This is a genomic window from Streptomyces sp. bgisy027 (genome assembly GCF_057710365.1).
Window position 1 is genome coordinate 19,969 of record NZ_JBYIVZ010000079.1, and the last position, 20,273, is coordinate 40,241.

21 protein-coding genes are annotated in these 20,273 nt (G+C 72.2%); 7 read left to right on the top strand and 14 right to left on the bottom strand.

Annotation, left to right across the window (positions count from 1 at the left end; translation table 11 throughout):
* Positions 1-178: 178 nt before the first annotated feature.
* The 3 genes from AC3ETA_RS44830 to sigE all read right to left on the bottom strand — a co-directional run bounded on the left by AC3ETA_RS44830 (position 179) and on the right by sigE (position 4,305).
* Positions 179-2,323 (bottom strand): S1C family serine protease, encoded by a 2,145-nt coding sequence (locus AC3ETA_RS44830; RefSeq protein ID WP_432198644.1) that lies wholly within the window; start codon positions 2,321-2,323, stop codon positions 179-181.
* Between the two features lie 315 nt (positions 2,324-2,638).
* A complete protein-coding gene (locus AC3ETA_RS44835) occupies positions 2,639-3,610 on the bottom strand; it encodes an anti-sigma factor family protein (RefSeq protein WP_432198645.1) in 972 nt (323 codons plus the stop codon).
* Positions 3,607-4,305, bottom strand: coding sequence for an RNA polymerase sigma factor SigE (gene sigE, locus AC3ETA_RS44840; RefSeq protein ID WP_107903137.1), 699 nt, complete (start codon positions 4,303-4,305; stop codon positions 3,607-3,609). The genes AC3ETA_RS44835 and sigE overlap by 4 nt, the downstream gene beginning before the upstream one ends.
* 235 nt (positions 4,306-4,540) lie before the next feature.
* On the opposite strand from sigE, the gene AC3ETA_RS44845 reads away from it, so the two are divergent.
* Positions 4,541-5,239 carry an O-methyltransferase gene (locus AC3ETA_RS44845; RefSeq protein WP_432198660.1) on the top strand — a complete coding sequence of 233 codons (699 nt, stop codon included), beginning with the start codon at positions 4,541-4,543 and terminating at the stop codon, positions 5,237-5,239.
* 96 nt (positions 5,240-5,335) lie between these two features.
* Here the strand turns inward: AC3ETA_RS44845 and AC3ETA_RS44850 are convergent, their stop codons facing one another.
* A complete protein-coding gene (locus tag AC3ETA_RS44850; RefSeq protein WP_003966491.1) occupies positions 5,336-5,503 on the bottom strand; it encodes a DUF3117 domain-containing protein in 168 nt (55 codons plus the stop codon).
* Positions 5,504-5,877: 374 nt separating this feature from the next.
* Here AC3ETA_RS44850 and chcB point away from each other — a divergent pair, with 374 nt between their 5' ends.
* Positions 5,878-6,681 (top strand): 2-cyclohexenylcarbonyl CoA isomerase, encoded by an 804-nt coding sequence (gene chcB / locus AC3ETA_RS44855; protein WP_432198646.1) that lies wholly within the window; start codon positions 5,878-5,880, stop codon positions 6,679-6,681.
* 93 nt (positions 6,682-6,774) lie between these two features.
* On the opposite strand, the gene AC3ETA_RS44860 is transcribed toward chcB, so the two are convergent.
* Positions 6,775-7,362: a DNA-3-methyladenine glycosylase I gene (locus AC3ETA_RS44860; protein WP_432198647.1), complete on the bottom strand. Its 588-nt coding sequence runs from the start codon at positions 7,360-7,362 to the stop codon at positions 6,775-6,777.
* Entirely contained in the window at positions 7,359-7,709 is a 351-nt protein-coding gene (locus AC3ETA_RS44865) for a DivIVA domain-containing protein (RefSeq protein ID WP_432198661.1), read from the bottom strand. The genes AC3ETA_RS44860 and AC3ETA_RS44865 overlap by 4 nt, the downstream gene beginning before the upstream one ends.
* A 146-nt stretch (positions 7,710-7,855) precedes the next feature.
* On the opposite strand from AC3ETA_RS44865, the gene folP reads away from it, so the two are divergent.
* Positions 7,856-8,716 carry a dihydropteroate synthase gene (gene folP, locus AC3ETA_RS44870; protein ID WP_432198648.1) on the top strand — a complete coding sequence of 287 codons (861 nt, stop codon included), beginning with the start codon at positions 7,856-7,858 and terminating at the stop codon, positions 8,714-8,716.
* A 139-nt stretch (positions 8,717-8,855) separates the two neighbouring features.
* Here folP and AC3ETA_RS44875 read toward each other — a convergent pair whose 3' ends face one another.
* Both AC3ETA_RS44875 and dapE read right to left on the bottom strand, forming a co-directional pair.
* The gene (locus AC3ETA_RS44875) at positions 8,856-9,614 is read right to left on the bottom strand and encodes an LOG family protein (protein WP_432198649.1); all 759 of its coding nucleotides are present in this window, start codon (positions 9,612-9,614) and stop codon (positions 8,856-8,858) included.
* 137 nt (positions 9,615-9,751) lie between these two features.
* The gene (gene dapE / locus AC3ETA_RS44880) at positions 9,752-10,831 is read right to left on the bottom strand and encodes a succinyl-diaminopimelate desuccinylase (RefSeq protein WP_432198650.1); all 1,080 of its coding nucleotides are present in this window, start codon (positions 10,829-10,831) and stop codon (positions 9,752-9,754) included.
* Between the two features lie 96 nt (positions 10,832-10,927).
* Between dapE and AC3ETA_RS44885 the strand changes: the two genes are divergently transcribed.
* Both AC3ETA_RS44885 and AC3ETA_RS44890 read left to right on the top strand, forming a co-directional pair.
* On the top strand, positions 10,928-11,905 hold the full coding sequence (locus AC3ETA_RS44885; RefSeq protein ID WP_432198651.1) for a VldE C-terminal domain-containing protein: 978 nt from the start codon (positions 10,928-10,930) through the stop codon (positions 11,903-11,905).
* Between the two features lie 376 nt (positions 11,906-12,281).
* Entirely contained in the window at positions 12,282-12,779 is a 498-nt protein-coding gene (locus AC3ETA_RS44890) for an ATP-binding protein (protein ID WP_432198652.1), read from the top strand.
* Positions 12,780-12,907: 128 nt separating this feature from the next.
* Here AC3ETA_RS44890 and AC3ETA_RS44895 read toward each other — a convergent pair whose 3' ends face one another.
* On the bottom strand, positions 12,908-14,002 hold the full coding sequence (locus AC3ETA_RS44895; protein ID WP_432198653.1) for a bifunctional succinyldiaminopimelate transaminase/glutamate-prephenate aminotransferase: 1,095 nt from the start codon (positions 14,000-14,002) through the stop codon (positions 12,908-12,910).
* Between the two features lie 154 nt (positions 14,003-14,156).
* Positions 14,157-14,477 (bottom strand): ferredoxin, encoded by a 321-nt coding sequence (gene fdxA, locus AC3ETA_RS44900; protein ID WP_030961637.1) that lies wholly within the window; start codon positions 14,475-14,477, stop codon positions 14,157-14,159.
* Positions 14,478-14,617: 140 nt separating this feature from the next.
* Here fdxA and AC3ETA_RS44905 point away from each other — a divergent pair, with 140 nt between their 5' ends.
* Positions 14,618-15,610: a GNAT family N-acetyltransferase gene (locus AC3ETA_RS44905; protein ID WP_432198654.1), complete on the top strand. Its 993-nt coding sequence runs from the start codon at positions 14,618-14,620 to the stop codon at positions 15,608-15,610.
* Between the two features lie 39 nt (positions 15,611-15,649).
* On the top strand, positions 15,650-16,501 hold the full coding sequence (locus AC3ETA_RS44910; protein WP_432198655.1) for a transglutaminase family protein: 852 nt from the start codon (positions 15,650-15,652) through the stop codon (positions 16,499-16,501).
* A gap of 153 nt (positions 16,502-16,654) precedes the next feature.
* On the opposite strand, the gene AC3ETA_RS44915 is transcribed toward AC3ETA_RS44910, so the two are convergent.
* Genes AC3ETA_RS44915 through AC3ETA_RS44930 form a run of 4 tightly spaced genes read right to left on the bottom strand, consistent with a single transcriptional unit; the run spans position 16,655 to position 20,140 of the window.
* On the bottom strand, positions 16,655-17,269 hold the full coding sequence (locus tag AC3ETA_RS44915; RefSeq protein WP_432198656.1) for a response regulator transcription factor: 615 nt from the start codon (positions 17,267-17,269) through the stop codon (positions 16,655-16,657).
* On the bottom strand, positions 17,266-18,432 hold the full coding sequence (locus tag AC3ETA_RS44920) for a sensor histidine kinase (protein WP_432198657.1): 1,167 nt from the start codon (positions 18,430-18,432) through the stop codon (positions 17,266-17,268). The genes AC3ETA_RS44915 and AC3ETA_RS44920 overlap by 4 nt, the downstream gene beginning before the upstream one ends.
* Positions 18,429-19,187 carry an ABC transporter permease gene (locus AC3ETA_RS44925; protein ID WP_432198658.1) on the bottom strand — a complete coding sequence of 253 codons (759 nt, stop codon included), beginning with the start codon at positions 19,185-19,187 and terminating at the stop codon, positions 18,429-18,431. The genes AC3ETA_RS44920 and AC3ETA_RS44925 overlap by 4 nt, the downstream gene beginning before the upstream one ends.
* Positions 19,181-20,140: an ABC transporter ATP-binding protein gene (locus AC3ETA_RS44930; RefSeq protein WP_432198659.1), complete on the bottom strand. Its 960-nt coding sequence runs from the start codon at positions 20,138-20,140 to the stop codon at positions 19,181-19,183. The genes AC3ETA_RS44925 and AC3ETA_RS44930 overlap by 7 nt, the downstream gene beginning before the upstream one ends.
* Positions 20,141-20,273 lie beyond the last annotated feature (133 nt).

The window sequence follows — 20,273 nt, forward strand, 5'->3', positions numbered from 1 at the left end:
CTCCTTGCGATGTCCTCGGTCGGCTCCACGGTACCCGGCGATCCGCTACGACCGGTACTGTCCCGAGGCCTCCGAATGCGTGTGGGCGTGCGGTTTTCCGGGTTGTTCGCCTTGTCAGGGCTCCGGTGGGGCGGTGACACGGCTCACGCTGAGAGGTTTCTGTGACTTCGGTCCCCGCTCAGCCCCCGCTCGACGAGCCCAGCGTCAGGGAGATCGTGACCTCCTTGCCGTCACGCTTCAGGGTCAGCTTCAGGCGGTCGCCGGGGCGGTGGGCACGGGTCTTGACGATGAGTTCCTGGCCGGAGTGCACACGCTGCCCGTCGACCTCGGTGATGACATCGCCCGGCTCGATGCCTGCCTTGTCGCCGGGACCGCCGCCGGTGACCGCGGAGCCGCCGTCGCTGCCCTTGGTGCCCACGCGGGCGCCGTCGCCCGCGTAGTCCATGTCGAGGGTCACGCCGATGACCGGGTGCGTGGCACGGCCGGTGTTGATCAGCTCCTCGGCGACGCGCTTGGCCTGGTTCACCGGGATGGCGAAGCCGAGGCCGATGGAGCCGGCCTGGGCGCCGTCGAGATCGGATCCGGTGCCGGCGGAACGGATCGCGGAGTTGATGCCGACGACCCGGGCCCGGGCGTCGAGGAGGGGGCCGCCGGAGTTGCCGGGGTTGATGGGCGCGTCGGTCTGCAGCGCGTCCACGTACGACACGTCGCTTCCGTCGCCGCTCTCGCCGCCGGCCGTGATCGGCCGTTCCTTGGCGCTGATGATGCCGGAGGTGACGGTACCCGCCAGGTCGAACGGGGCACCGATGGCGACGACCGGGTCGCCGACCCGGACGTTGTCGGAGTTGCCGAGCGGCAGGGGCTCCAGGCCGCTGACGCCCTTGACTTCGACGACGGCGAGGTCGTAGCCGCCGTCGCGGCCGACGACGGTGGCCTTGGCGGTGTCGCCGCTGTGGAAGGTCACGGATATCTCGCCGTCGTCGCCCGCGGGTTCGACGACGTGGTTGTTGGTGAGGATGTGCCCGCGGTCGTCGAGCACGAAGCCGGTGCCGGTGCCCTGCGCCTCGCGTCCGCTCACGTGGAGGGTCACGACACTGGGCAGTGCGCGGGCCGCGATCCCGGCGACGCTGTCCGGTGCCCGTCCGACGGGCTCGGCCCCGGCCTGCGGCAACTCGATGCCGCCCATGCCGCCGTTGCGCTCCAGATACGCCCCCACGACCCCGCCGACGCCACCGGACACGAGCGCCAGCACCAACGCCCCGACGAACAACATCTTCCTGGCCCGCTTGCGCCGCTGTTCCTTGCCGGCGACGGCGGCCCCGTTCTGCTGGAGGGGCGAGGCCGGGAGCGCCGCGAGGGCCCAGGGGTCGTAGTTCTGCCAGGGGTTGGCGGGGGGTGAGGTGTCGGCGCGGGCGGAGGTGGCGGTGGGGGCGGGTTGATCAAGAGTGGCTGGAATTGGGGGGTGGGGTGAGGGATGCGTGGGGACGGCGGGGGGCTGGGGTGCCGTGTGAGCCGTCGCCGGAGGCGCAGCCTGGGCCGGAATGGCAGGCGCCGCCGCGGGCGTCTCCTGGGTCGGAACGGCGGCAGCGGGGACGGGAGCGACGGCCGTCGGGGGCCGCGCTGCGGTGGGCGTCGGGGGCAGCGCTGCGGTGGGCGTCGGAGGCCGCGCTGCGGTGGGCGTCACCGGTCCGGCCTGCGTGCCGTGGGCGGGCGGCGACGGTGTCGATACGGCCGTCCCGTGGGCCGGTGTCGTCGCCGGGTGCTGGACCGGCGGTGCGGGTGCCCAGGGACCGGGCTCGCCGTAGGGCGGGGTGCTGTAGGGGTCGGGGTCGTGGAGGGGCTTGGGGTGCTCCGCGACGGGCGCTGCGGGAGCGGTCGGCCGGTCGGCGGGCTCCTCGACGGCTGCCGGCGGGGGCACCTCGGCCGGCCGCGCCAGCTCGAAGTCGCCCTCGGCGGAGGCCACATCACCGGCACCCTCGGCAGCGGGCCGCAGCTCGAAGTCACCGTCGGCCGAGGCCCTGCCGTCCCCGGCCCCGCTCACCGCCGGCCGCGCCAGCTCGAAGTCGCCCTCGGCGGAGGCCACATCACCGGCACCTGCAGCAGCGGGTCGCAGCTCGAAGTGGCCGTCGGTCGAGGCGGCGTCACCCGCACCCGCGGCAGCGGGCCGCAGCTCGAAGTCGCCGTCCCGGTCCCGCGTGTCCCCAGGTGCCGTCGCCGGCATCGTCTCGTCCGGCGTGGGTGTCGCCCCGTCCGCCCGGCCCGAGGCCCCCTGCGGTCGGGGGCGGTTCCACCACTTCGCCTTCGCGGGCTTCCCCTCGTTCATGTTCTGCTTCCTGCTCGCTGCCGACCGATGCTCGAGTAGGAAGCGGGCCTTGAGAAGAACCCCGCCCTGTCGCGATCCCTGGTTCCTCCGCAGGCCGCCACCGGGAGATGTCCCGGCGCTCTGACCGCCTACTCGACACTGCGCTGTCGCGCTCGGCCTCCCTCGGGAAACCGGCGACTTCGTGTGACCTCCCCCACCCCGCACGCGGCGACAACGGCGACCGCGGTGCCTCTGCTCCGCGCCCGGCCCGCAGGGCACGGCGCGCGGCCCACACCCGGATTCAATCAGGTTCGTGGGCCGCTGCGCAGAGGCCGGTCAGCGGTTGGTGGCCGAGGAGGCGGAGGGGGACGACGTGGCGTCGGGGACGGGTGCGGCGAGCAGACCCGGGGTCGTGGTGATCCCGGTGTCCGAGGACCAGGCGGTCAGGGTGAGCGGCGGGGTCTCACCCAGCGGGCGTATCAGCGGGGACATGGCGGCCGCGCCGGCCATCACGGGTGCCGTCAGGGTGTGCATGTCCTGGTCGGCACCGTGGGCCGGCATCCCGGGCAGCAGCGGGGCCGACACCTCGGTCGAGGCGGCCGGGGTGTCGAGGTTGCGCTGGCCCTGTCCCTGGGCGAGCAGGGGGCCTGCCCCACGGCGCCGCTGGTTCTCGGGCGCGGTCGCGGCACCGGTGCCCTGCGTCCGCGCCGGTGTCACATTGCTGCCGCCGGAGCCGCTGCGGGCCTCCGCGTCGGTCGGCGCGCTGGTCGTGACGCCGCCCAGCGCGATGGCGGCCAGCGACACCGCGCCCGCCGCGACGAACGCGAACCGCATGCGCGAGGACGCGGAGCGATCGGTGTCGGGACGGCCCACGGGATGGGTGCGGAAGCCGCGGTCGGAGGCGGGGAGCGCCGGGGCGTGCGAGCCCGCGGGGACGTATCCGAACTCGAAGCCCTCGCCGCGCTTCACGCCGAAGGCCCCGGAGGCACCGGGCCGGCCGGACAGTCCGCCGAATCCACCCCCGCCCAGCGGCGAGCCGCCGCCGTCGAGGTCACCTCCCCCGGGGAGGCCCTGGAGGCGGGCCAGGAAACTCTCGGAGGGAGGCGGCGGGGCCGCCTCCGCGAACACGTTCTTCAGCCGGCGCTGCGCGTCGACCTCGGACTTGCACTTGGCGCAGGTCGCCACATGGGCGAGAACCCGCTCGCGCGTCTCATGACCGAGCTCTCCGTCGACCAGGGCGGAGAGTCGGTCGCCTAGGTGCTGCTCGGCCAGGAGTCGTTCGGCCGGATTGGGTCGGGAGCCACTCACGCGGTCGCGCCCCCTCCCCCCAGCGCGGCCACACGCGGCACGAAGGAGCGGCGCTCGGCGCGCGCCTCCGGCGAGCGGTGGGCGAGGGCCTTGCGCAGCTGCGAGCGGCCCCGGTGGATACGGGAGCGGACGGTGCCGAGCTTGACGCCGAGAGTCGCGGCGATCTCCTCGTACGAGAGTCCTTCGATGTCGCACAGGACGACGGCGGCCCGGAACTCGGGCGCGAGGGTGTCCAGGGCCTGCTGGACGTCCGCGTCGAAGTGGGCGTCGTTGAAGACCTGCTGCGGCGTGGGCTCCTTGCTGGGCAGCCGCTCGGCCGCGTCCTCCCCGAGCGCGTCGAAGCGGATGCGCTGCTTGCGGCGGACCATGTCCAGGAAGAGGTTGGTGGTGATGCGGTGCAGCCAGCCCTCGAAGGTGCCCGGCGTGTATGTCGACAGGGACCGGAAGACACGGACGAAGACCTCCTGGGTGAGATCCTCGGCGTCGTGCTGGTTGCCGGTCAGGCGGTACGCCAGTCGGTAGACGCGGCCGCTGTGCGTGCTGACGATCTCCTCCCAGGTGGGCGGAGTCCACGCCTGCCCGTCCGCGTCGGTGGAGAAGGTCGCGGTCTGGGCGAAGTCGCCGGCGTGACTGTGGTCAGCGGTGTCGTTCACGGATTTCGGCCTGCCCGCCGATCCGAGGAAGCGCCGCAGCACTCCTCCCCGATCCACAGGCGCAGCCGCACCTCCCCTGTCGGCTCTGGTGGTGTCCAGTGGAGCCCCTACCATAGCCACCTCGCCCGTTAGCTCCGGATAAGCGGTTTTACGAGAATTTGATCTGGGCCGGGACGGCTGGTGCGCCCGTGTCGGCGCCTGCTGACGGCCTCGCTCGTCGTCGTGATCCAACTGTGTCCCCCCGCTCGTCTTCCCACCCCTCTAAACGCGCGGTCCCATCTGCGGGTTCCCGGCCGCAACGGATACAGTCACGCCCAGGCAACCACGGGGACAGGAGAGGGCCATTACCGGCAACCGGCAGACGAGCTGGGCGTTCGCCGACGCCTACGTCGCCGAGGACGACGTCCTGCGCTGGGCCCGGGACCGGGCCCGTGACGCGGGGCTGCGCTCGGTGTCGCCCGGCACGGGCGCCGCGCTGCGGATGCTCGCCGCCACCGTGGACGCCAAGGCGGTCGCGGAGATCGGCACCGGTACCGGTGTCTCCGGGATCCACCTCCTGCACGGCATGCGCCCCGACGGCGTCCTGACCACCGTCGACCCCGAGCCGGAGCACCAGCAGTCCGCCCGCCAGGCCTTCCGCGCCTCCGGTTTCGCCAGCAACCGCGCCCGTTTCATCCCGGGCCGCGCCCTGGACGTCCTGCCGCGTCTCGCGGACGCCGGGTACGACCTCGTCTTCTGCGACGGCGACCGGCTGGAGTTCCTCGACTATCTCGCTGAATCGTTGCGCCTGCTGCGTCCGGGTGGCCTGGTCGTCTTCGAGGGCGTCTTCACCAACGGCCGAACGGTCGACTCGGGCCCCCAGCCCACCGAGGTCATACGCATCCGGGAGCTGCTGCGCGCGGTGCGCGAGAGCCAGGACCTGGTGCCCTCGTTGCTGCCGGTGGGTGACGGGCTGCTGTGCGCGGTCAAGCGCTGAGCGCCTGACTCCGCGGATCGGCCGGCTCCGCGGACGCAGCGACCCCGGCACCATGTGCGATGCCGGGGCCGCCGAAAGGGTAGGGTCGCTGCCGCGTCAGCCGACGACCTTCTTGAGGGCGTCGCCGAGCGCGTCGGCCTCGTCAGGGGTCAGCTCGACGACGAGCCGACCGCCGCCTTCGAGCGGAACGCGCATGACGATGCCCCGCCCCTCCTTGGTCACCTCGAGCGGGCCATCGCCCGTCCGCGGCTTCATGGCCGCCATGCTCGTTCCCCTTCCTGAAACCAGCTCATCGTCAAAGCCGACGGCCCCATGGAGGGCACGCGCGTCTGGCACAGACACGCGACACCGGCATCGAACACATTGCTTCCAAGCCATTATCCCGCATCTCAGGACCCGATGACCAACATCAGTCGGCATCGCTTGGGCAACGCACGCGAGCAAAACCACTCAATTCGGCGATGTGACTGCGATACTGCGCCACCGCACGCACTTCGGCCGCACGGAACCGGACACAAATTCTTTGACGCAGGTCACACGTCCGGTCAGAGCCGTCGTCCGCGATCTCCGCCATGCTGTCCTCAGACATTCGCGTACCGACCGGTACGACCGAACCGCGACAGCGGAGGGGATACGCCATGGCCGACACCGTGCTCTACGAGGTGAGCGACGGACTCGCGACGATCACGCTGAACCGCCCCGAGGCGATGAACGCGCTGAACGTCGCGGCCAAGGTCGCCCTGCGGGAGGCGGTGCAGGCCGCGGCGGGCGACGACGCCGTACGGGCCGTGCTGCTGACCGCGGCCGGGGAGCGGGCGTTCTGCGTGGGACAGGACCTCAAGGAGCACATCGGGCTGCTGATCTCCGACCGGGAGACCGGGTCGGGGCACACCATGAGCACTGTCCGGGAGCACTACAACCCGATCGTGCGGGCGCTTGCCGGGATGCCGAAGCCGGTGGTGGCCGGGGTGAACGGGGTCGCGGCGGGGGCGGGCTTCGGGTTCGCGCTGGCCGCGGACTACCGGGTCGTGGCCGACACGGCCGCGTTCAACACGTCGTTCGCCGGGGTGGCGCTGACCGCGGACTCCGGCATCTCGTGGACGCTGCCGCGCGTGGTCGGCCCGGGCCGCGCCGCCGACCTGCTGCTCTTCCCGCGGAACATCAAGGCGCAGGAGGCCTTCGAGCTGGGCATCGTGAACCGGCTGGTGCCCGCGGGTGAGCTGCGCGCGGAGGCCGAGAAGGCGGCGCGGGCGCTGGCCGAGGGGCCGACGGTGGCGTACGGCGCGATCAAGGAGGCCGTGGCCTTCGGGCTGTCGCACTCGCTGGAGGAGACCTTGGAGAAGGAGGACGAGCTGCAGACGCGGGCCGGGTCTTCCGAGGACCATGCGATCGCGGTGCAGGCCTTCGTCAACAAGGAGAAGCCGAAGTACCTGGGCCGATGAGCCCGGGACGGTAGCGCCGTCGGGGGCTGCGGGTTCGTCGTGGTTGCTCGCGCCCACGCGGCGGAGCCGCATGTCGACGCAGCCCCGCGCCCCTTACGCGGCGCTCCTGGCGACGCAAGCCTGCAAGTGATCGTCGACCAGGCCGCACGCCTGCATCAGGGCGTACGCGGTCGTCGGTCCCACGAAGCGCAGGCCCCGCTTCTTCAACGCCTTCGACAGGACCGTCGACTCCGGGGTGACCGCCGGGACGTCCGCCAGGGTCTTCGGGGCCGGGCGGGCGGCCGGGTCGGGGGCGTGGGACCAGATCAGGTCGTCCAGGTCGCCGGGGGTCCACTCGGCCAGCGCGCGTGCGTTGGCCATGGTCGCCTCGACCTTCGCCCGGTTGCGGATGATGCCGGCATCCGCGAGGAGGCGGTCCTTGTCGGCGTCCGTGAAGGTCGCGACCTTGGCGATCTCGAAGCCCGCGAAGGCGGCGCGGAAGCCCTCACGCCGGCGCAGGATCGTGATCCAGGAAAGCCCCGACTGGAAGGCCTCCAGGCTGAGGCGTTCGAAGAGGGCGTCGTCGCCGTGGACCGGGCGGCCCCACTCCTCGTCGTGGTAGGTCACGTAGTCCGGGGTGGACAGGGCCCAGGGGCAGCGCAGGGCGCCGTCCGGGCCCGCCACCGCCGTACCGTCGCTCACTGCTGGTCCTCCGGGGCGGGCTTGTCCATGGAGACGTGGCCGGGCGAGGTCCGGGCGCCGGCCAGGGCGGACTCCAGGTCGGCGATGCGGGCGTCGCGCTCGGCGAGCTCGGCGCCGAGGCGGCTGAGGGCGTCGTCGACGTCGGCCATGCGGTAGCCGCGGGCGGAGAGCGGGAAGCGCAGGCTGTCGATGTCGGCGCGAGCGACCGGGCGGTCCGGGGGCAGCGGGTCCTGGAGGCGCTCGGGCGCGGCCTCCGGCAGCGGGCCGCCGCCCTCGCCACCGCCCACCACGGCGAGGGTCACCGCGGCGACCACGACGGCCAGCGCGACGACCAGGAACAGGAACATAAGCATCGCTGTGGCCCCCACGGTCCGGTGAATGCGTGCGGTCGAGTGTGTCAGGGTCCGATCGTGCCATGCGACTCTGACAGTTAGGGTCGCAGGCGGCCGAAAGGCCAGGACGTACCAGGACACTCAGGGAGAGGTCACAGGGGATGCTCAGGCTGGGCAGGCGTGAGTTCGACGCGCACGAGCCGGTGATCATGGCGATCGTGAACCGGACCCCGGACTCCTTCTACGACCAGGGGGCGACGTTCCGCGACGAGCCGGCCCTCGCGCGCGTGGAGCAGGCGGTCGCCGAGGGGGCCGCCATCATCGACATCGGCGGGGTCAAGGCCGGGCCGGGCGAAGAGGTGACCGCCGAGGAGGAGGCACGGCGCACGGTCGGGTTCGTGGCCGAGGTGCGGCGGCACTTCCCTGACGTCGTGATCAGCGTGGACACCTGGCGGGCCGAGGTGGGCGCCGCGGTCTGCGAGGCCGGCGCCGACGTACTGAACGACGCGTGGGGCGGCGTGGACCCCGGCCTCGCTGAGGTGGCCGCGCGCTACGGCGTGGGGCTGGTCTGCACGCACGCCGGGGGCGCGGAGCCCCGGACGCGGCCGCACCGGGTGACGTACGACGACATCATGGCCGACGTCCTGCGGGTGACCGTGGGACTGGCCGAGCGGGCGCTGGCGCTGGGGGTGCCGCGGGAGTCGATCATGATCGATCCCGGGCACGACTTCGGGAAGAACACCCGGCACAGCCTGGAGGCGACCCGGCGGCTCGGGGAGATGGTGGAGACGGGCTGGCCGGTGCTGGTCTCCCTGTCCAACAAGGACTTCGTCGGCGAGACCCTGGACAAGCCCGTCAAGGAGCGGGTGGTCGGGACGCTGGCGACGACCGCGGTGTCGGCGTGGATCGGCGCGCAGGTGTACCGGGTCCATGAGGTGGCGGAGACCCGGCAGGTCCTGGACATGGTGGCGTCGATCGCGGGACACCGGCCGCCGGCGGTGGCCCGGCGGGGGCTGGCGTAACGCCTTTGCGCCCCCGCCGCCCCTGCCCGTCCCGTCCCCGGGAGCTGCGCACCCCAGACCCCCGCATTGGCCTGAACGGCCTCGTCCTCAAACGCCGGACGGGCTGAAAGAACACGCACGCCCGGCGGGCCGAGTACAGCTAGCGCGCGGCCTCCTTCGACACCAGTGCGACCGCCTCGTCCACGTCGTCCGTGACGTGGAACAGGAGCAGGTCCTTCTCCGACGCCTTGCCCTGGGCGATCAGTGTGTTCTTGAGCCAGTCGACCAGGCCGCCCCAGTAGGCGCTGCCGAACAGCACGATCGGGAATCGGGTGACCTTCTGGGTCTGGACGAGGGTGAGTGCCTCGAAGAGTTCGTCGAGGGTGCCGAGGCCGCCGGGCAGGACCACGAAGCCCTGGGCGTACTTGACGAACATCATCTTGCGGACGAAGAAGTACCGGAAGTTCAGGCCGATGTCGACGTAGGGGTTGAGCCCCTGCTCGAAGGGGAGCTCGATGCCGAGGCCGACCGAGATGCCCTTGGCCTCCAGCGCGCCCTTGTTGGCCGCCTCCATGGCGCCGGGTCCACCGCCCGTGATCACGGCCCAGCCGGCCTCGACCAGACCGCGGCCGAGGCGCACGCCGGCGTCGTACTCGGGCGAGTCGACGGCCGTGCGCGCCGAGCCGAAGACGCTGATGGCGGGCGGGAGTTCGGCGAGGGTGCCGAAGCCCTCGATGAACTCCGACTGGATGCGCAGGACGCGCCAGGGGTCGGTGTGGACCCAGTCCGACGGGCCCCCCGCGTCCAGCAGCCGCTGGTCCGTGGTGCTCGCGGTCACCTGGTCGCGCCGCCTCAGGACCGGTCCCAGGCGCTGCTCCTCCGGTGGCTGCTTCTTGCCCTCGGGGTTGCCGGTAGCCATATAGCGCTCCCTCCGCTTGCCAGGTCTTTCCACCTCAGCGTAGATCCACGCGGGTTACGGACGGGGGACGCGGGCGTGTCCGCCGTACAGCGCCGCCCCGGCGATCCCCGGGCCCACGCCCGCACCACGCGTGCGGGCTACGCCGTGAGCCACGCCCTCAGCCGCTCCTCACCCGCCAGGATCTTCGCGGTTTCCACCCGTTCGTCCCGCTTGTGCGCCAAGTGCGGATTGCCGGGGCCGTAGTTCACCGCAGGGATGCCGAGGGAGGAGAAGCGGGAGACGTCCGTCCAGCCGTACTTGGGCCGCGCGGTGCCTCCGACCGCCTTCATGAACGCCGCTGCCGCCGGGTGGGACAGCCCCGGCAGCGCGCCACCGCTGTGGTCGTCCACCACGAACTCCTCGACGCCGCAGTCGGCGAAGACCTCGCGGACGTGGGCGACGGCCTCCTCCTCCGTGCGGTCCGGGGCGTAGCGGAAGTTGACGGTCACGACGCACTCGTCGGGAATGACGTTGCCCGCCACGCCGCCCGAGATGCCGACCGCGTTCAGGCCCTCCCGGTACTCCAGGCCGTCGATCACCGGGTACCGCGGCTCGTACGCGGCGAGGCGCGCCAGGATCGGCGAGGCCGCGTGGATCGCGTTCGAGCCCATCCAGCCGCGCGCGGAGTGGGCGCGCTCGCCCTTGGTCCTGAGCAGGACCCTGAGCGTGCCCTGGCAGCCGCCCTCGACCTCGCCGTCCGACGGCTCCAGCAGCACCGCGAAGTCGCCCTCCAGCCACTCCGGGCGGTTCTCGGCGATGTGCTTGAGGCCGTTGAGCTCGGCCGTCACCTCTTCGTTGTCGTAGAAGACGAAGGTCAGGTCGCGGTTCGGGGCCACCACCGTCTCGGCGATACGGAGCTGGACGGCGACGCCGGACTTCATGTCGCAGGTGCCGCAGCCCCACAGCACGCCGTCCTCGTCGAGGCGCGAGGGGACGTTGTCCGCGATCGGCACGGTGTCGATGTGACCGGCGAGGATCACGCGCTCCGACCGGCCCAGGTGCGTGCGCGCCAGGACGTTGTTGCCGTACCGCTCGACCGTCAGGTGCGGCAGGGCGCGCAAGGCGGCCTCGACGGCGTCGGCGAGGGGCTTCTCCGTGCCGCTGACGGAGGGGAAGTCGACGAGCTGCGCGGTGAGCTTCGCGGCGTCCAGCGTGAGGTCAAGGGAGGTGTCGGCCATGGTGCCGACCCTAACGCGCCGTGCCGTCGCCTCACTTTTCCCACCGATTTCCCACTGCGCCGGTACCCCTCAGTAACCTCAGCTACCTTGTACGACGTGCCAGAGCTGTCACCCACTCGCAAACGTCGTGGCCGTCTCCTCCGTCGCGGAGCGGCCTTCATGGTTCTGCTCGCCGTGGCGGGCTACCTCGCGGTGCAGTACGTCACCGGGGGCACGGGGACACCGGGCTGCGACGTCGTGTCGGGCAAGGGCGACGGCGCCGGTTACGAGTTCACGCCCGAGCAGGCGGTGAACGCGGCGACGATCGCCGCCGTCGGCACCGGCCGCGGGCTGCCCGAGCGGGCCGTCACGATCGCGCTGGCCACCGCGCTCCAGGAGTCGGGCCTGCGCAACATCGGCCATGGCGACCGCGACTCGCTGGGCCTGTTCCAGCAGCGGCCGTCGATGGGCTGGGGCACCGAGGAGGAGATCCTCGACCCCGTCTACTCGGCGGGCGAGTTCTACGAGCACCTGGTCAAGGTCCCCGACTACACGCGGCTGCCGCTCACCGTCGCCGCCCAGCGCGTCCAGCGCAGCGGCTTCCCGGAGGCGTACGCCAAGCACGAGCCGGACGCGACGCTGCTGGCCGCCGCCCTCACCGGCCGTTCGGCTGCCACGCTGACCTGCGAAGGCCGTCCGGGAGCCACCCTGGCGTCGGGTGCGGACTCGGTACGGGACGCGCTGCTGCGGGACTACGGGCGAGACGCGCTCCAGCCGGCCGCGGCCGAGGTGAGCGGTGAGAAGGCGACGCCCTCGCCGACGCCGTCCGTGATCAAGAAGGACGAGCGGACCGTTGTGCTGCCGGTGCCGGCCGACGAGGGCTCCGGTGCCGGGCGCGGCGCACGCGAACGTGGCTGGCAGCTGGCGCACTGGGCCGTGGCCAACGCCTCGGATCTGCACATCAAGCGGGTGTCGTACGCCGGACGGCAGTGGACCGCCGGGAACACCGACAGCCAGTGGCGCGCGATCACCGGGCCGGGTGCCGCGGAGGCCGGGAGCGGTGCGGGCGAGGTCCGGATCGTCACTGCTCCGTAGTACGCGCGGAGGTTCGACGAATCACTCCCACGGGTTGGCCGAGGTGTCGGGTGGCGACAGTGTGGGCAGGTTTTCGCGCCGCTCCTTCGCAATCCGTCAGAAGCCTTGAGAACAAAGGGCTGTAAGGATTCCCCGGGCTTTCGGACGGGGCACGCTTTGCCCGTTTTTATCCGCAGGCGATAATGCGACGCATTGCCAACTCTTTACATTGGCGCGCCGCAACCTTCGCGGGCTTCGAGCGGTAGTCACTGCGTCCGAGCCCGGAGATCAACAGCCAGTCGGTCCACCGTCAGTCGCCGCAGTCCAGTCGGCTCAACTGCCGGGCAAGGCCGGACACTTCATCGTTCTCATCCGACAGACCCGTCGAAGGAGCATCATGTCCCTCCCCCTGACCCGCCGGATCGCCCGTGCCGCGCTGCTCGTCGCTGCGGGAGCGGCTGCCGGGGTCGGTGCGGCCGGCTCCGCCAGCGCGGCCCCCGAACTCGCCAAGGCCCCCGAGGTCGGCGGGCTCACCGCCCTGGACGGCACGACTGTCGTCGACGGCGCGACCCAGAACGCCGCCGGGCTCGCGAGCGGAGCCGTCGACACCGCGGTCGACAAGGCGCTCCCGGCCGCGGCCAAGACCGGCGACAAGGTGACCAAGAGCAGCGGCAAGGCCGCGAAGAAGGCGGTCCCGGCCGCGACCAAGGCCGGTGGCAAGGTGACGAAGACCGGCGGCAAGGCCGCCAAGGAGCGTGCCGCGGCCGCGCAGCAGACCGCGGGTGGCGTGGCCGGGTCGGTCGGTGCCGTCCTCGGCGAAGCGGCGGGGTCGGCCACGCAGGGTGGCCTGCCGGCCGCCGGCTCGCTGCCGGTGCAGGGCCTTCCGGTCGGCTGACGATCGACTGCGCCCGGCTTGAGCCGACGGGGTTCAGGGAGTTCCCTGGGCCCCGTCGGCTTTTGCGTCCTTGCGTCGGCAGGGGGCCGGGCCTCTCCGCGTCGCGCCCGGCGCCGCCGGCTGTGCGGTCACGCCAGGCGGCGTACCGCCGCCTCCACCCGTTCGTCCGTCGCCGTGAACGCCACGCGTACGTACCGGGCGCCGGCCTCGCCGTAGAAGTCGCCGGGGGCCACCAGGATGCCGAGGTCGGCCAGGTGGGCGACGGTGGCCCAGCACGACTCGTCGCGGGTGGCCCAGAGGTAGAGGCTGGCCTCGCTGTGCTCGATGCGGAAGCCGTGGACCTGAAGCGCCTGCCGCAGGGCCGTGCGGCGGGCGGCGTAGCGGTCGCGCTGGACGCGGACGTGCTCGTCGTCGCCGAGGGCCGCGACGACGGCCGCCTGGGTCGGGGCCGACGTCATCATGCCGCCGTGCTTGCGGATCTCCAGGAGCGGGCCGAGGACCGCCGGGTCGCCGGCCAGGAACGCCGCGCGGTAGCCCGCCAGGTTCGAGCGCTTCGACAGGGAGTGCACCGCGACGATGCCGTCGTAGGAGCCGCCGTTGACGTCCGGGTGCAGGACCGAGACCGGGTCGGCCTCCCAGCCCAGCTCCAGGTAGCACTCGTCGGAGAAGAGCAGGACACCGTGCTCACGGGCCCAGGCGACGATCCGGGTCAGCTCCTGCTCGGAGAGGACCTTGCCGGTGGGGTTGGACGGCGAGTTCAGCCAGAGCAGCTTCAGTCCGCGCGGGTCCAGCTCGGTCGGGTCGTCGTACACCTCGTACCCGGCGCGGGCGAGACGGGCGCCCACCTCGTACGTCGGGTAGGCCAGCCGCGGGTACGCCACCCGGTCGCCGGGGCCGAGGCCCAGCTGGGTGGGGAGCCAGGCGACCAGTTCCTTGGAGCCGACGATCGGCAGGACGTGCCGGTGGGTGACCCCACGGGCGCCCAGGCGGCGCTCCACCCAGCCCGTGATGGCGTCACGCAGCGCCGGGGTGCCCCAGACCGTCGGATAGCCCGGAGAGTCCGCAGCGTCGATCAGGGCCTTCTGGATCAGCTCGGGCACCGGGTCGACCGGCGTGCCGACGGAGAGGTCCACGATCCCGTCCGGATGCGCGGCGGCCGTCTTCTTGTACGGCTCCAGCTTGTCCCAGGGAAAGGTCGGAAGGCGGTCGGAGACTGCGGACACGGGATCTGGCTCACTTTCTGGTACTGCCGGTACTGCCGGTACTGCCGGTGTCACCGGTACGGCCGGATACGGCAACGCCTCGGTCCCGTACGGTGATCAAGGCGATCAGGCCGTACGGGACCGAGGCGGCACGCTGTGCGGGTCGCCGTGGGGATTACTCGGCCTGCGGCGGCAGCGCGGCGATGAAGGGGTGGTCCCGCTCGATCAGGCCCAGCTTGCTGGCGCCGCCGGGGGAGCCGAGCTCGTCGAAGAACTCGACGTTCGCCTTGTAGTAGTCCTTCCACTCCTCCGGAGTGTCGTCCTCGTAGAAGATCGCCTCGACCGGGCACACCGGCTCACAGGCTCCGCAGTCGACGCATTCGTCCGGGTGGATGTACAAGGACCGGGAGCCCTCGTAGATGCAGTCGACCGGGCACTCCTCGATGCACGCCTTGTCCTTGACGTCGACACAAGGCTGCGCGATGACGTAGGTCACGCTGTCGTTCCTCCTCGATAGGGCGCTGGCGGGCCTCTTCAGGCTCCGCCGCCTGGCGCGCGGGAGCGCGGCGTCGTCGATGCCCGCCCCTAGTATCTCCGTTCTTGGGCATGATCCGAACAGGAGGGGTGAAGTGACCTGTGGAAATATCTGCGAAGGGGCGCCTTGAGGTCCGTATCACCGCTGCTGACGTGGGCAAACGGGTCTCCGTACGCCGCCGACACGATCCTGCGACCGAGGGTGAGAAGTTCACCGACACGGTGGGTGTTCTCGCATCATGGGACAACGGTGTGCTGCTGATCACACGGAAGAGTGGCGAGACCGTCCACATTCCGGAAGCGTCACTGGTCGCGGGCAAGGTGGTGCCGCCCGCCCCGGCGCGTCGGCGCGGCCCCGCCGCCTCCTACGAGGAACTCGCCCGCGTCTCGGCACGCGCGTGGCGGCCCGTGGAGAGCGAGCGGCTCGGCGAGTGGGAGCTGCGTGCCGCCGCCGGGTTCACCCGCCGCGCCAACTCGGCCCTGCCGCTCGGCGACCCCGGCCTCCCACTGCCGGCCGCGCTGGACGCCGTACGGCGCTGGTACGGCGACCGTGGGCTCCCCGCGTACGTCCAGACCGCGACCGGGGCCGAGGGCACGCAGGAGCTGCTGTGCGCGGAGCTGGAGCGGCTGGGGTGGACCCGGGAGGTCACCGCGGAGCTGTGGATCGGGGCGTTGGCGCCGGTCGCGGACCGGGACGAGGGCGCCGGAGTGGTGCTGTCCCGCGAGGCGGACGACGCTTGGCTTACGCGGTATCAGCGCAAGGGGGTGAGCGAGGTGGCCCTGAAGGTGCTGGGCAGCGGTGCTTCGGTGTGGTTCGCGACGGTCCCGGGCGAGGGCGGTGGTGCGCCCGCCGCCATCGGGCGGTGTGTCGTGGACGGGCGGTGGGCCGGTTTCGCCGCCGTGGAGGTGGATCCGGCGCTGCGGCGGCGGGGGCTGGCCACCCGGGTGATGGCCGCGCTGGCCCGGCGGGCCCTGGAGGAGGGCGCCTCTGCGGCGTGGCTCCAGGTCGAGGCCGACAACGCGGGCGCGCGGGGGCTCTACGCCGGCATGGGGTTCGCCGCGCATCACGCGTACCACCACTATCGATCAGTGTGAGCAGCGGTACCGATCGCCGTGAAAGGGCACGAGCCAGCTATGCCTCCCCTGTACCCCCCGACCCCCGAACGTTCCGCAGAGCTGCGGCGGCGGTTCGCCGAAGAGGCGCGGTCCGAGCGGCCTGATCTGTCCACGCTGTGTCTGCTGGTGGGAGCGGAGGCCGACGGCGGGCTGGACGAGGCCGGGATGGACTTTGCACAGGTGACGCTGGACGAACTCGCCGGGCAGCTGCCGTACCGGCCCGGCGGGCCGCGGGCGTGGGCCGTCGCGCTGCGGGAGCTGCTCGGGGAGCGGTACGGGTTCCGCGGCTGCGCGGCGGACTACCAGCGGCTGGAGTCGTCGTTGCTGCACGAGGTGCTGCGGCGGCGGCGCGGGCTGCCGATCCTGCTGTCGGTGGTGTGGCTGGAGGTGGCCCGGCGGGCGGGGGCGCCCGTGTACGGGGTCGCTCTGCCCGGTCATTTCGTGGTGGGGTTCGGGCCCGCCGACGATCAGGTGCTCGCCGATCCCTTCGACGGGGGGCGGGTGCTGACGGGCGGCGACGCGGATCTGCTGGTGGCGGGGGCCACGGGGGCGCCGTTGCAGCCGTCGATGCTGACGCCGGCCGATCCGCTGGAGGTGGTGCTGCGGATCCTGAACAACGTACGGGCGTGGGCGGCGGCCCGGCCCGAGCGCACGGATGTCGCCCTGTGGGCGCTGGAGTTGTCCCTGGCGCTGCCGTCGCATCCGGCGCGGTTGCGGTTCGAGCGGGCGCAGTTGCTCGTCCAGCGGGGGGACTTCGTCGCGGGGGCCGTGGAGTTGGAGGAGTACGCGGAGTTGATCTGTGAGGTGGACGAGGGGGCGGCGGAGCGGGTGCGGGGGGAGGCTCGGGCCGCTCGGGCGATGTTGAACTAGGGTCGCCTTCTCGCCGTAGGGGTGCTGTTGTCGTGCGGGTGCTGTTGTCGTGCGGTGCGGGTGCGGGTCCGTCGTGGCTGGTCGCGCCCACGCGGCGGAGCCGCAAGTCGACACAGCCCCGCGCCCCTGGCGGCGCTGCCGCCGGGCCGCGTTCTACAGCCAGCCCTTCTCCCTCGCGATCCGCACCGCCTCCGCCCTGTTCCGTACCGCGAGTTTCTGGATCGCCGTGGACAGGTAGTTGCGGACCGTGCCCTGGGAGAGGTGCAGGGCCGCTGCGAGTTCGGCGTTGGTGGAGCCGTCCTCGGCCGCTCGCAGGACCTCCCGTTCGCGGTCGGTCAGGGGGTTGGCGCCCTCCGCGAGAGCCGCTGCCGCCAGGGTGGGGTCGATGACCCGCTCCCCCGCCAGCACCTTGCGTACCGCTTCGGCGAGTTGGGCCGCGGGGGCGTCCTTGACCAGGAAGGCGTCGGCGCCCGACTCCATCGCGCTGCGCAGGTAGCCGGGGCGGCCGAAGGTCGTGAGGACGACCAGCTTCACGGACGGCAGCCCCTCGTGCAGGAGTGCCGCCGCCTCTATGCCCGTCGCGCCGGGCATCTCGATGTCCAGGAGCGCCACGTCCACGGCGTGCTCGCGGGCCGCCGCCAGGACCTCGTCTCCGCGGGCCACCTGGACGACGACCTCGATGTCGTCCTCCAGACCGAGCAGGGCGGCCAGGGCCTCGCGGACCATCGACTGGTCCTCGGCGAGGAGGACCTTGATCGTGGGGCTCATGTCGCGGATCCTACGTGCGCCGAAGCCGTCACCGGGACGCGTGCGGTGAGGCGGAAGCCGTTCCGGCCGCCGCCCGCCTCCAGGGTGCCGCCGGCCTTGGTGAGGCGTTCCGTGAGGCCCGTCAGACCGTGGCCGGGTCCGCCGCTCTCGTCGCCGGAGCCGTCGTCCTCGACGGACAGTTCCAGGACGAGGCCGTCGAGGGTCTGGCGGCGCAGGAGCTCGACCGTGCAGCGCCGGGCGCCGCTGTGCCGTACGACGTTGGTGACCGCCTCGCGCAGCGCCCAGGCCAGGGCCGTCTCGCTGTCCTCGGGGACGCCGCTGAGGTCCGGCTCGGCGGGGAGCTCGGCCGTCACCTCGGCGGCCGTCAGAGCGACTCCGGCGCCCGCCAGTTCGGCGGCCAGGCGCGGCCGGCGGTAGCCCGAGACGGCCTCGCGGACGTCGACCAGGGCCTGGCGGCTGACCTGTTCGATGTCGGCGACCTGCTGGGCCGCCTTGTCGGGCCGGCCGGGGAGCATGCGGCCCGCGAGCTCGCTCTTGATGGTGATCAGGGACAGGGAGTGGCCGAGCAGATCGTGCAGGTCGCGTGCCAGGCGCAGGCGTTCCTCGTTGGCGGCCAGCTGGGCGACCGTGGCGCGGGCCGCGCGCAGCGCGATCGTGGTGCGGACGAGTTCGCGTACGCCGGTCATGGCGAAGCCGCCCAGCAGGGCCGGGATCAGCAGTCCGGCCAGGAACGCCTTGCCGCCCGGTGTCGCGAACGCGATCACGGTCATCAGCGCGGACGCGCCCGGGATCGTCCAGCGGGCCATGCGCAGCGGGAGGGCCGCGCCGGACGCGATCGAGACGTACACGAACAGCACCAGCCACTCGCGGCCCAGGGTGAGGGCCAGGACCGTGGACTGGGCGGCGAGGACGCCGAGGGAGGCGAGGACGACGCTGTTGCGTTCGCCGCGGCCGGTGCGGAAGAGCAGCAGCATGTACCAGGTGACGAACGCCGCGAGGCCGATCCAGCCGAGGATCCGCACGCCGGTGCTGTGGCCGCCGTGCAGCAGGTCGTTGGCCGGTGCGCTCAGGTACACCAGCCAGATGCCGGTCCACAGGAGCTTGACGAGCCGTTGCTTGCGATTCTCCGGGCGCTGCCCGATGCCGACGCCGGTGCCGCTCACGCCTTCAACGTGTCCTTCCGGTACAGCCAGGCCGCACCGCCCGTGAACAGGGCGAAGGAGACGACGAGGACGGCGAGGTCCTTCGCGTGCGGCGCCCGGCTCTGTTCGATCGCCTGCCCGAGGGCAGCGTACGCGTGTGTGGGCACCCACTCGGCGATGTCCTGGAGCCAGTCCGGGAACGACGTGGTCGGCATCCACAGGCCGCCGAGGATGGAGAGTCCGAAGTAGGTGATCATCGTGATCGGGCGGACCGCGTCCCCGCTCGCCAGGTAGCCGAGGGCGACGCCGAGCGCGGCGAAGACGAGGCTGCCGGCCCAGATCGCGCCGGTGAGCGCGAGCCACTGCCAGGCGTCCAGGCGTACGTCCTTCACGGCCGCCGCGACGACGAAGACGATCACGATCGACGGCAGGCTGACCACCGCGGACGCCGCCGTCTTCGCGAGGACGTAGCCGTGCCCGGGCAGTGTCGTCAGACGCAACTGCCGTACCCAGCCGCCCTCCCGCTCCTTGGCGATGCGCTCGCTGTTGCCCATCAGGACGGCGGTGAGGGCGCCGAAGGAGGCCATGGACACCATCATGTAGGTCGGCAGGGTCAGGCCCGTCCCGTCGATCTTCGTGGTGCTGTCGGCGCTGCCCGCGATGAGCAGGAACAGCAGCGACGGGTACAGCACGGAGAAGAACAGGAACTTCCGGTTGCGCAGGGCGCGGGCGAGTTCGAGCTTGATCAGGCCGCGTGAAGCGAATGCATTCAGCATGACGTGCGGGCCTCCTCGGCTGCCTCCGTGATGGCGACGAACGCCTGCTCGAGGCCGAGCCCGGCGACTTCGAGGTTGCGGGGGTACAGGCCCAGGCCGTAGAGGGCGTGGACGGTGGCGTCGGCGTCGGCGGACCGGATGCGGACGGTGTGGCCGGGGCCCGCGGCGGAGCCGCTGTTGGACACCGTGAGGTACGTCAGGAAGGGCAGGGCCCGCAGCGCGCTCTCGTCGATGTCCGTGTCGTGCAGGTCGAAGGAGACGCGTCGCGCCCCCGCCTTCGCCTTGATCTCGGCCGCCGTGCCGTCCGCCAGCAGCCGGCCCCGGTGCAGCACGAGCACACGGTCGGCCATGGCGTCGGCCTCCTCCAGGTAGTGCGTGGCGAACAGGATGGTCCGGCCCTGGTCGGCCTGCTCGCGCATGGTGGCCCAGAAGGCGTGGCGGGTGGTGACGTCCATGCCGGTCGTCGGCTCGTCCAGGACGATCAGGTCGCTGTCGCCCGCGGTCGCCATGGCGAAGCGCACGCGCTGGGCCTGTCCGCCGGAGAGCTTGTCGACCTTGCGGTCGGCGATCTTCGTAACGCCCGCGCGGGCCAGCACGTCGGAGACCTTGTACGGCCTGGGATGCAGATCGCAGGCGAGCCGGACCAGTTCGGCGACGGTGACCTCGTCCATCAGCCCGCCGCTCTGGAGCATGGCGCCCACCCTCCCGGCGACGATGGCCTCGCGCGGGCCGGTGCCGAAGATCCGCACCGTGCCGCTGTCGGGCTGCTTGAGGCCGAGCAGCAGATCGAGCGTGGTCGACTTGCCGGCCCCGTTCGGGCCCAGCAGGGCCACGGTCTCCCCCGGGTGCAGCGCGAGCGTCAGCCCGTCGACGGCCCGTACGCTCCCGTAGCTCTTGCTCACCCGGTCGAATCCGACCACCTCGGTCGTCGTGTTCAACGCTGTCGTCGTCATGTGCTCAAGGGTGGCCGCGCGGGCGGGCGGCCCGGCAGTGTCGGCGGTCCTGACTGCCGGATGACAGATGTCATACGACGACAGGGGGCACCCGGCGAGTGCCGGGTGCCCCCTGGTCCGAGCGGGCGCGCTA

Bases quoted from the DNA above. Each gene is read 5' to 3' on its own strand.
- AC3ETA_RS44830 (WP_432198644.1), bottom strand. From the start codon at position 2,323: ATGAACGAGGGGAAGCCCGCGAAGGCGAAGTGGTGGAACCGCCCCCGA.
- AC3ETA_RS44850 (WP_003966491.1), bottom strand. From the start codon at position 5,503: ATGGCGGCCATGAAGCCGCGGACGGGCGATGGCCCGCTCGAGGTGACC.
- chcB (WP_432198646.1), top strand. From the start codon at position 5,878: ATGGCCGACACCGTGCTCTACGAGGTGAGCGACGGACTCGCGACGATC.
- AC3ETA_RS44865 (WP_432198661.1), bottom strand. From the start codon at position 7,709: ATGTTCCTGTTCCTGGTCGTCGCGCTGGCCGTCGTGGTCGCCGCGGTG.
- folP (WP_432198648.1), top strand. From the start codon at position 7,856: ATGCTCAGGCTGGGCAGGCGTGAGTTCGACGCGCACGAGCCGGTGATC.
- AC3ETA_RS44875 (WP_432198649.1), bottom strand. From the start codon at position 9,614: ATGGCTACCGGCAACCCCGAGGGCAAGAAGCAGCCACCGGAGGAGCAG.
- dapE (WP_432198650.1), bottom strand. From the start codon at position 10,831: ATGGCCGACACCTCCCTTGACCTCACGCTGGACGCCGCGAAGCTCACC.
- AC3ETA_RS44890 (WP_432198652.1), top strand. From the start codon at position 12,282: ATGTCCCTCCCCCTGACCCGCCGGATCGCCCGTGCCGCGCTGCTCGTC.
- AC3ETA_RS44910 (WP_432198655.1), top strand. From the start codon at position 15,650: ATGCCTCCCCTGTACCCCCCGACCCCCGAACGTTCCGCAGAGCTGCGG.
- AC3ETA_RS44915 (WP_432198656.1), bottom strand. From the start codon at position 17,269: ATGAGCCCCACGATCAAGGTCCTCCTCGCCGAGGACCAGTCGATGGTC.
- AC3ETA_RS44925 (WP_432198658.1), bottom strand. From the start codon at position 19,187: ATGCTGAATGCATTCGCTTCACGCGGCCTGATCAAGCTCGAACTCGCC.
- AC3ETA_RS44930 (WP_432198659.1), bottom strand. From the start codon at position 20,140: ATGACGACGACAGCGTTGAACACGACGACCGAGGTGGTCGGATTCGAC.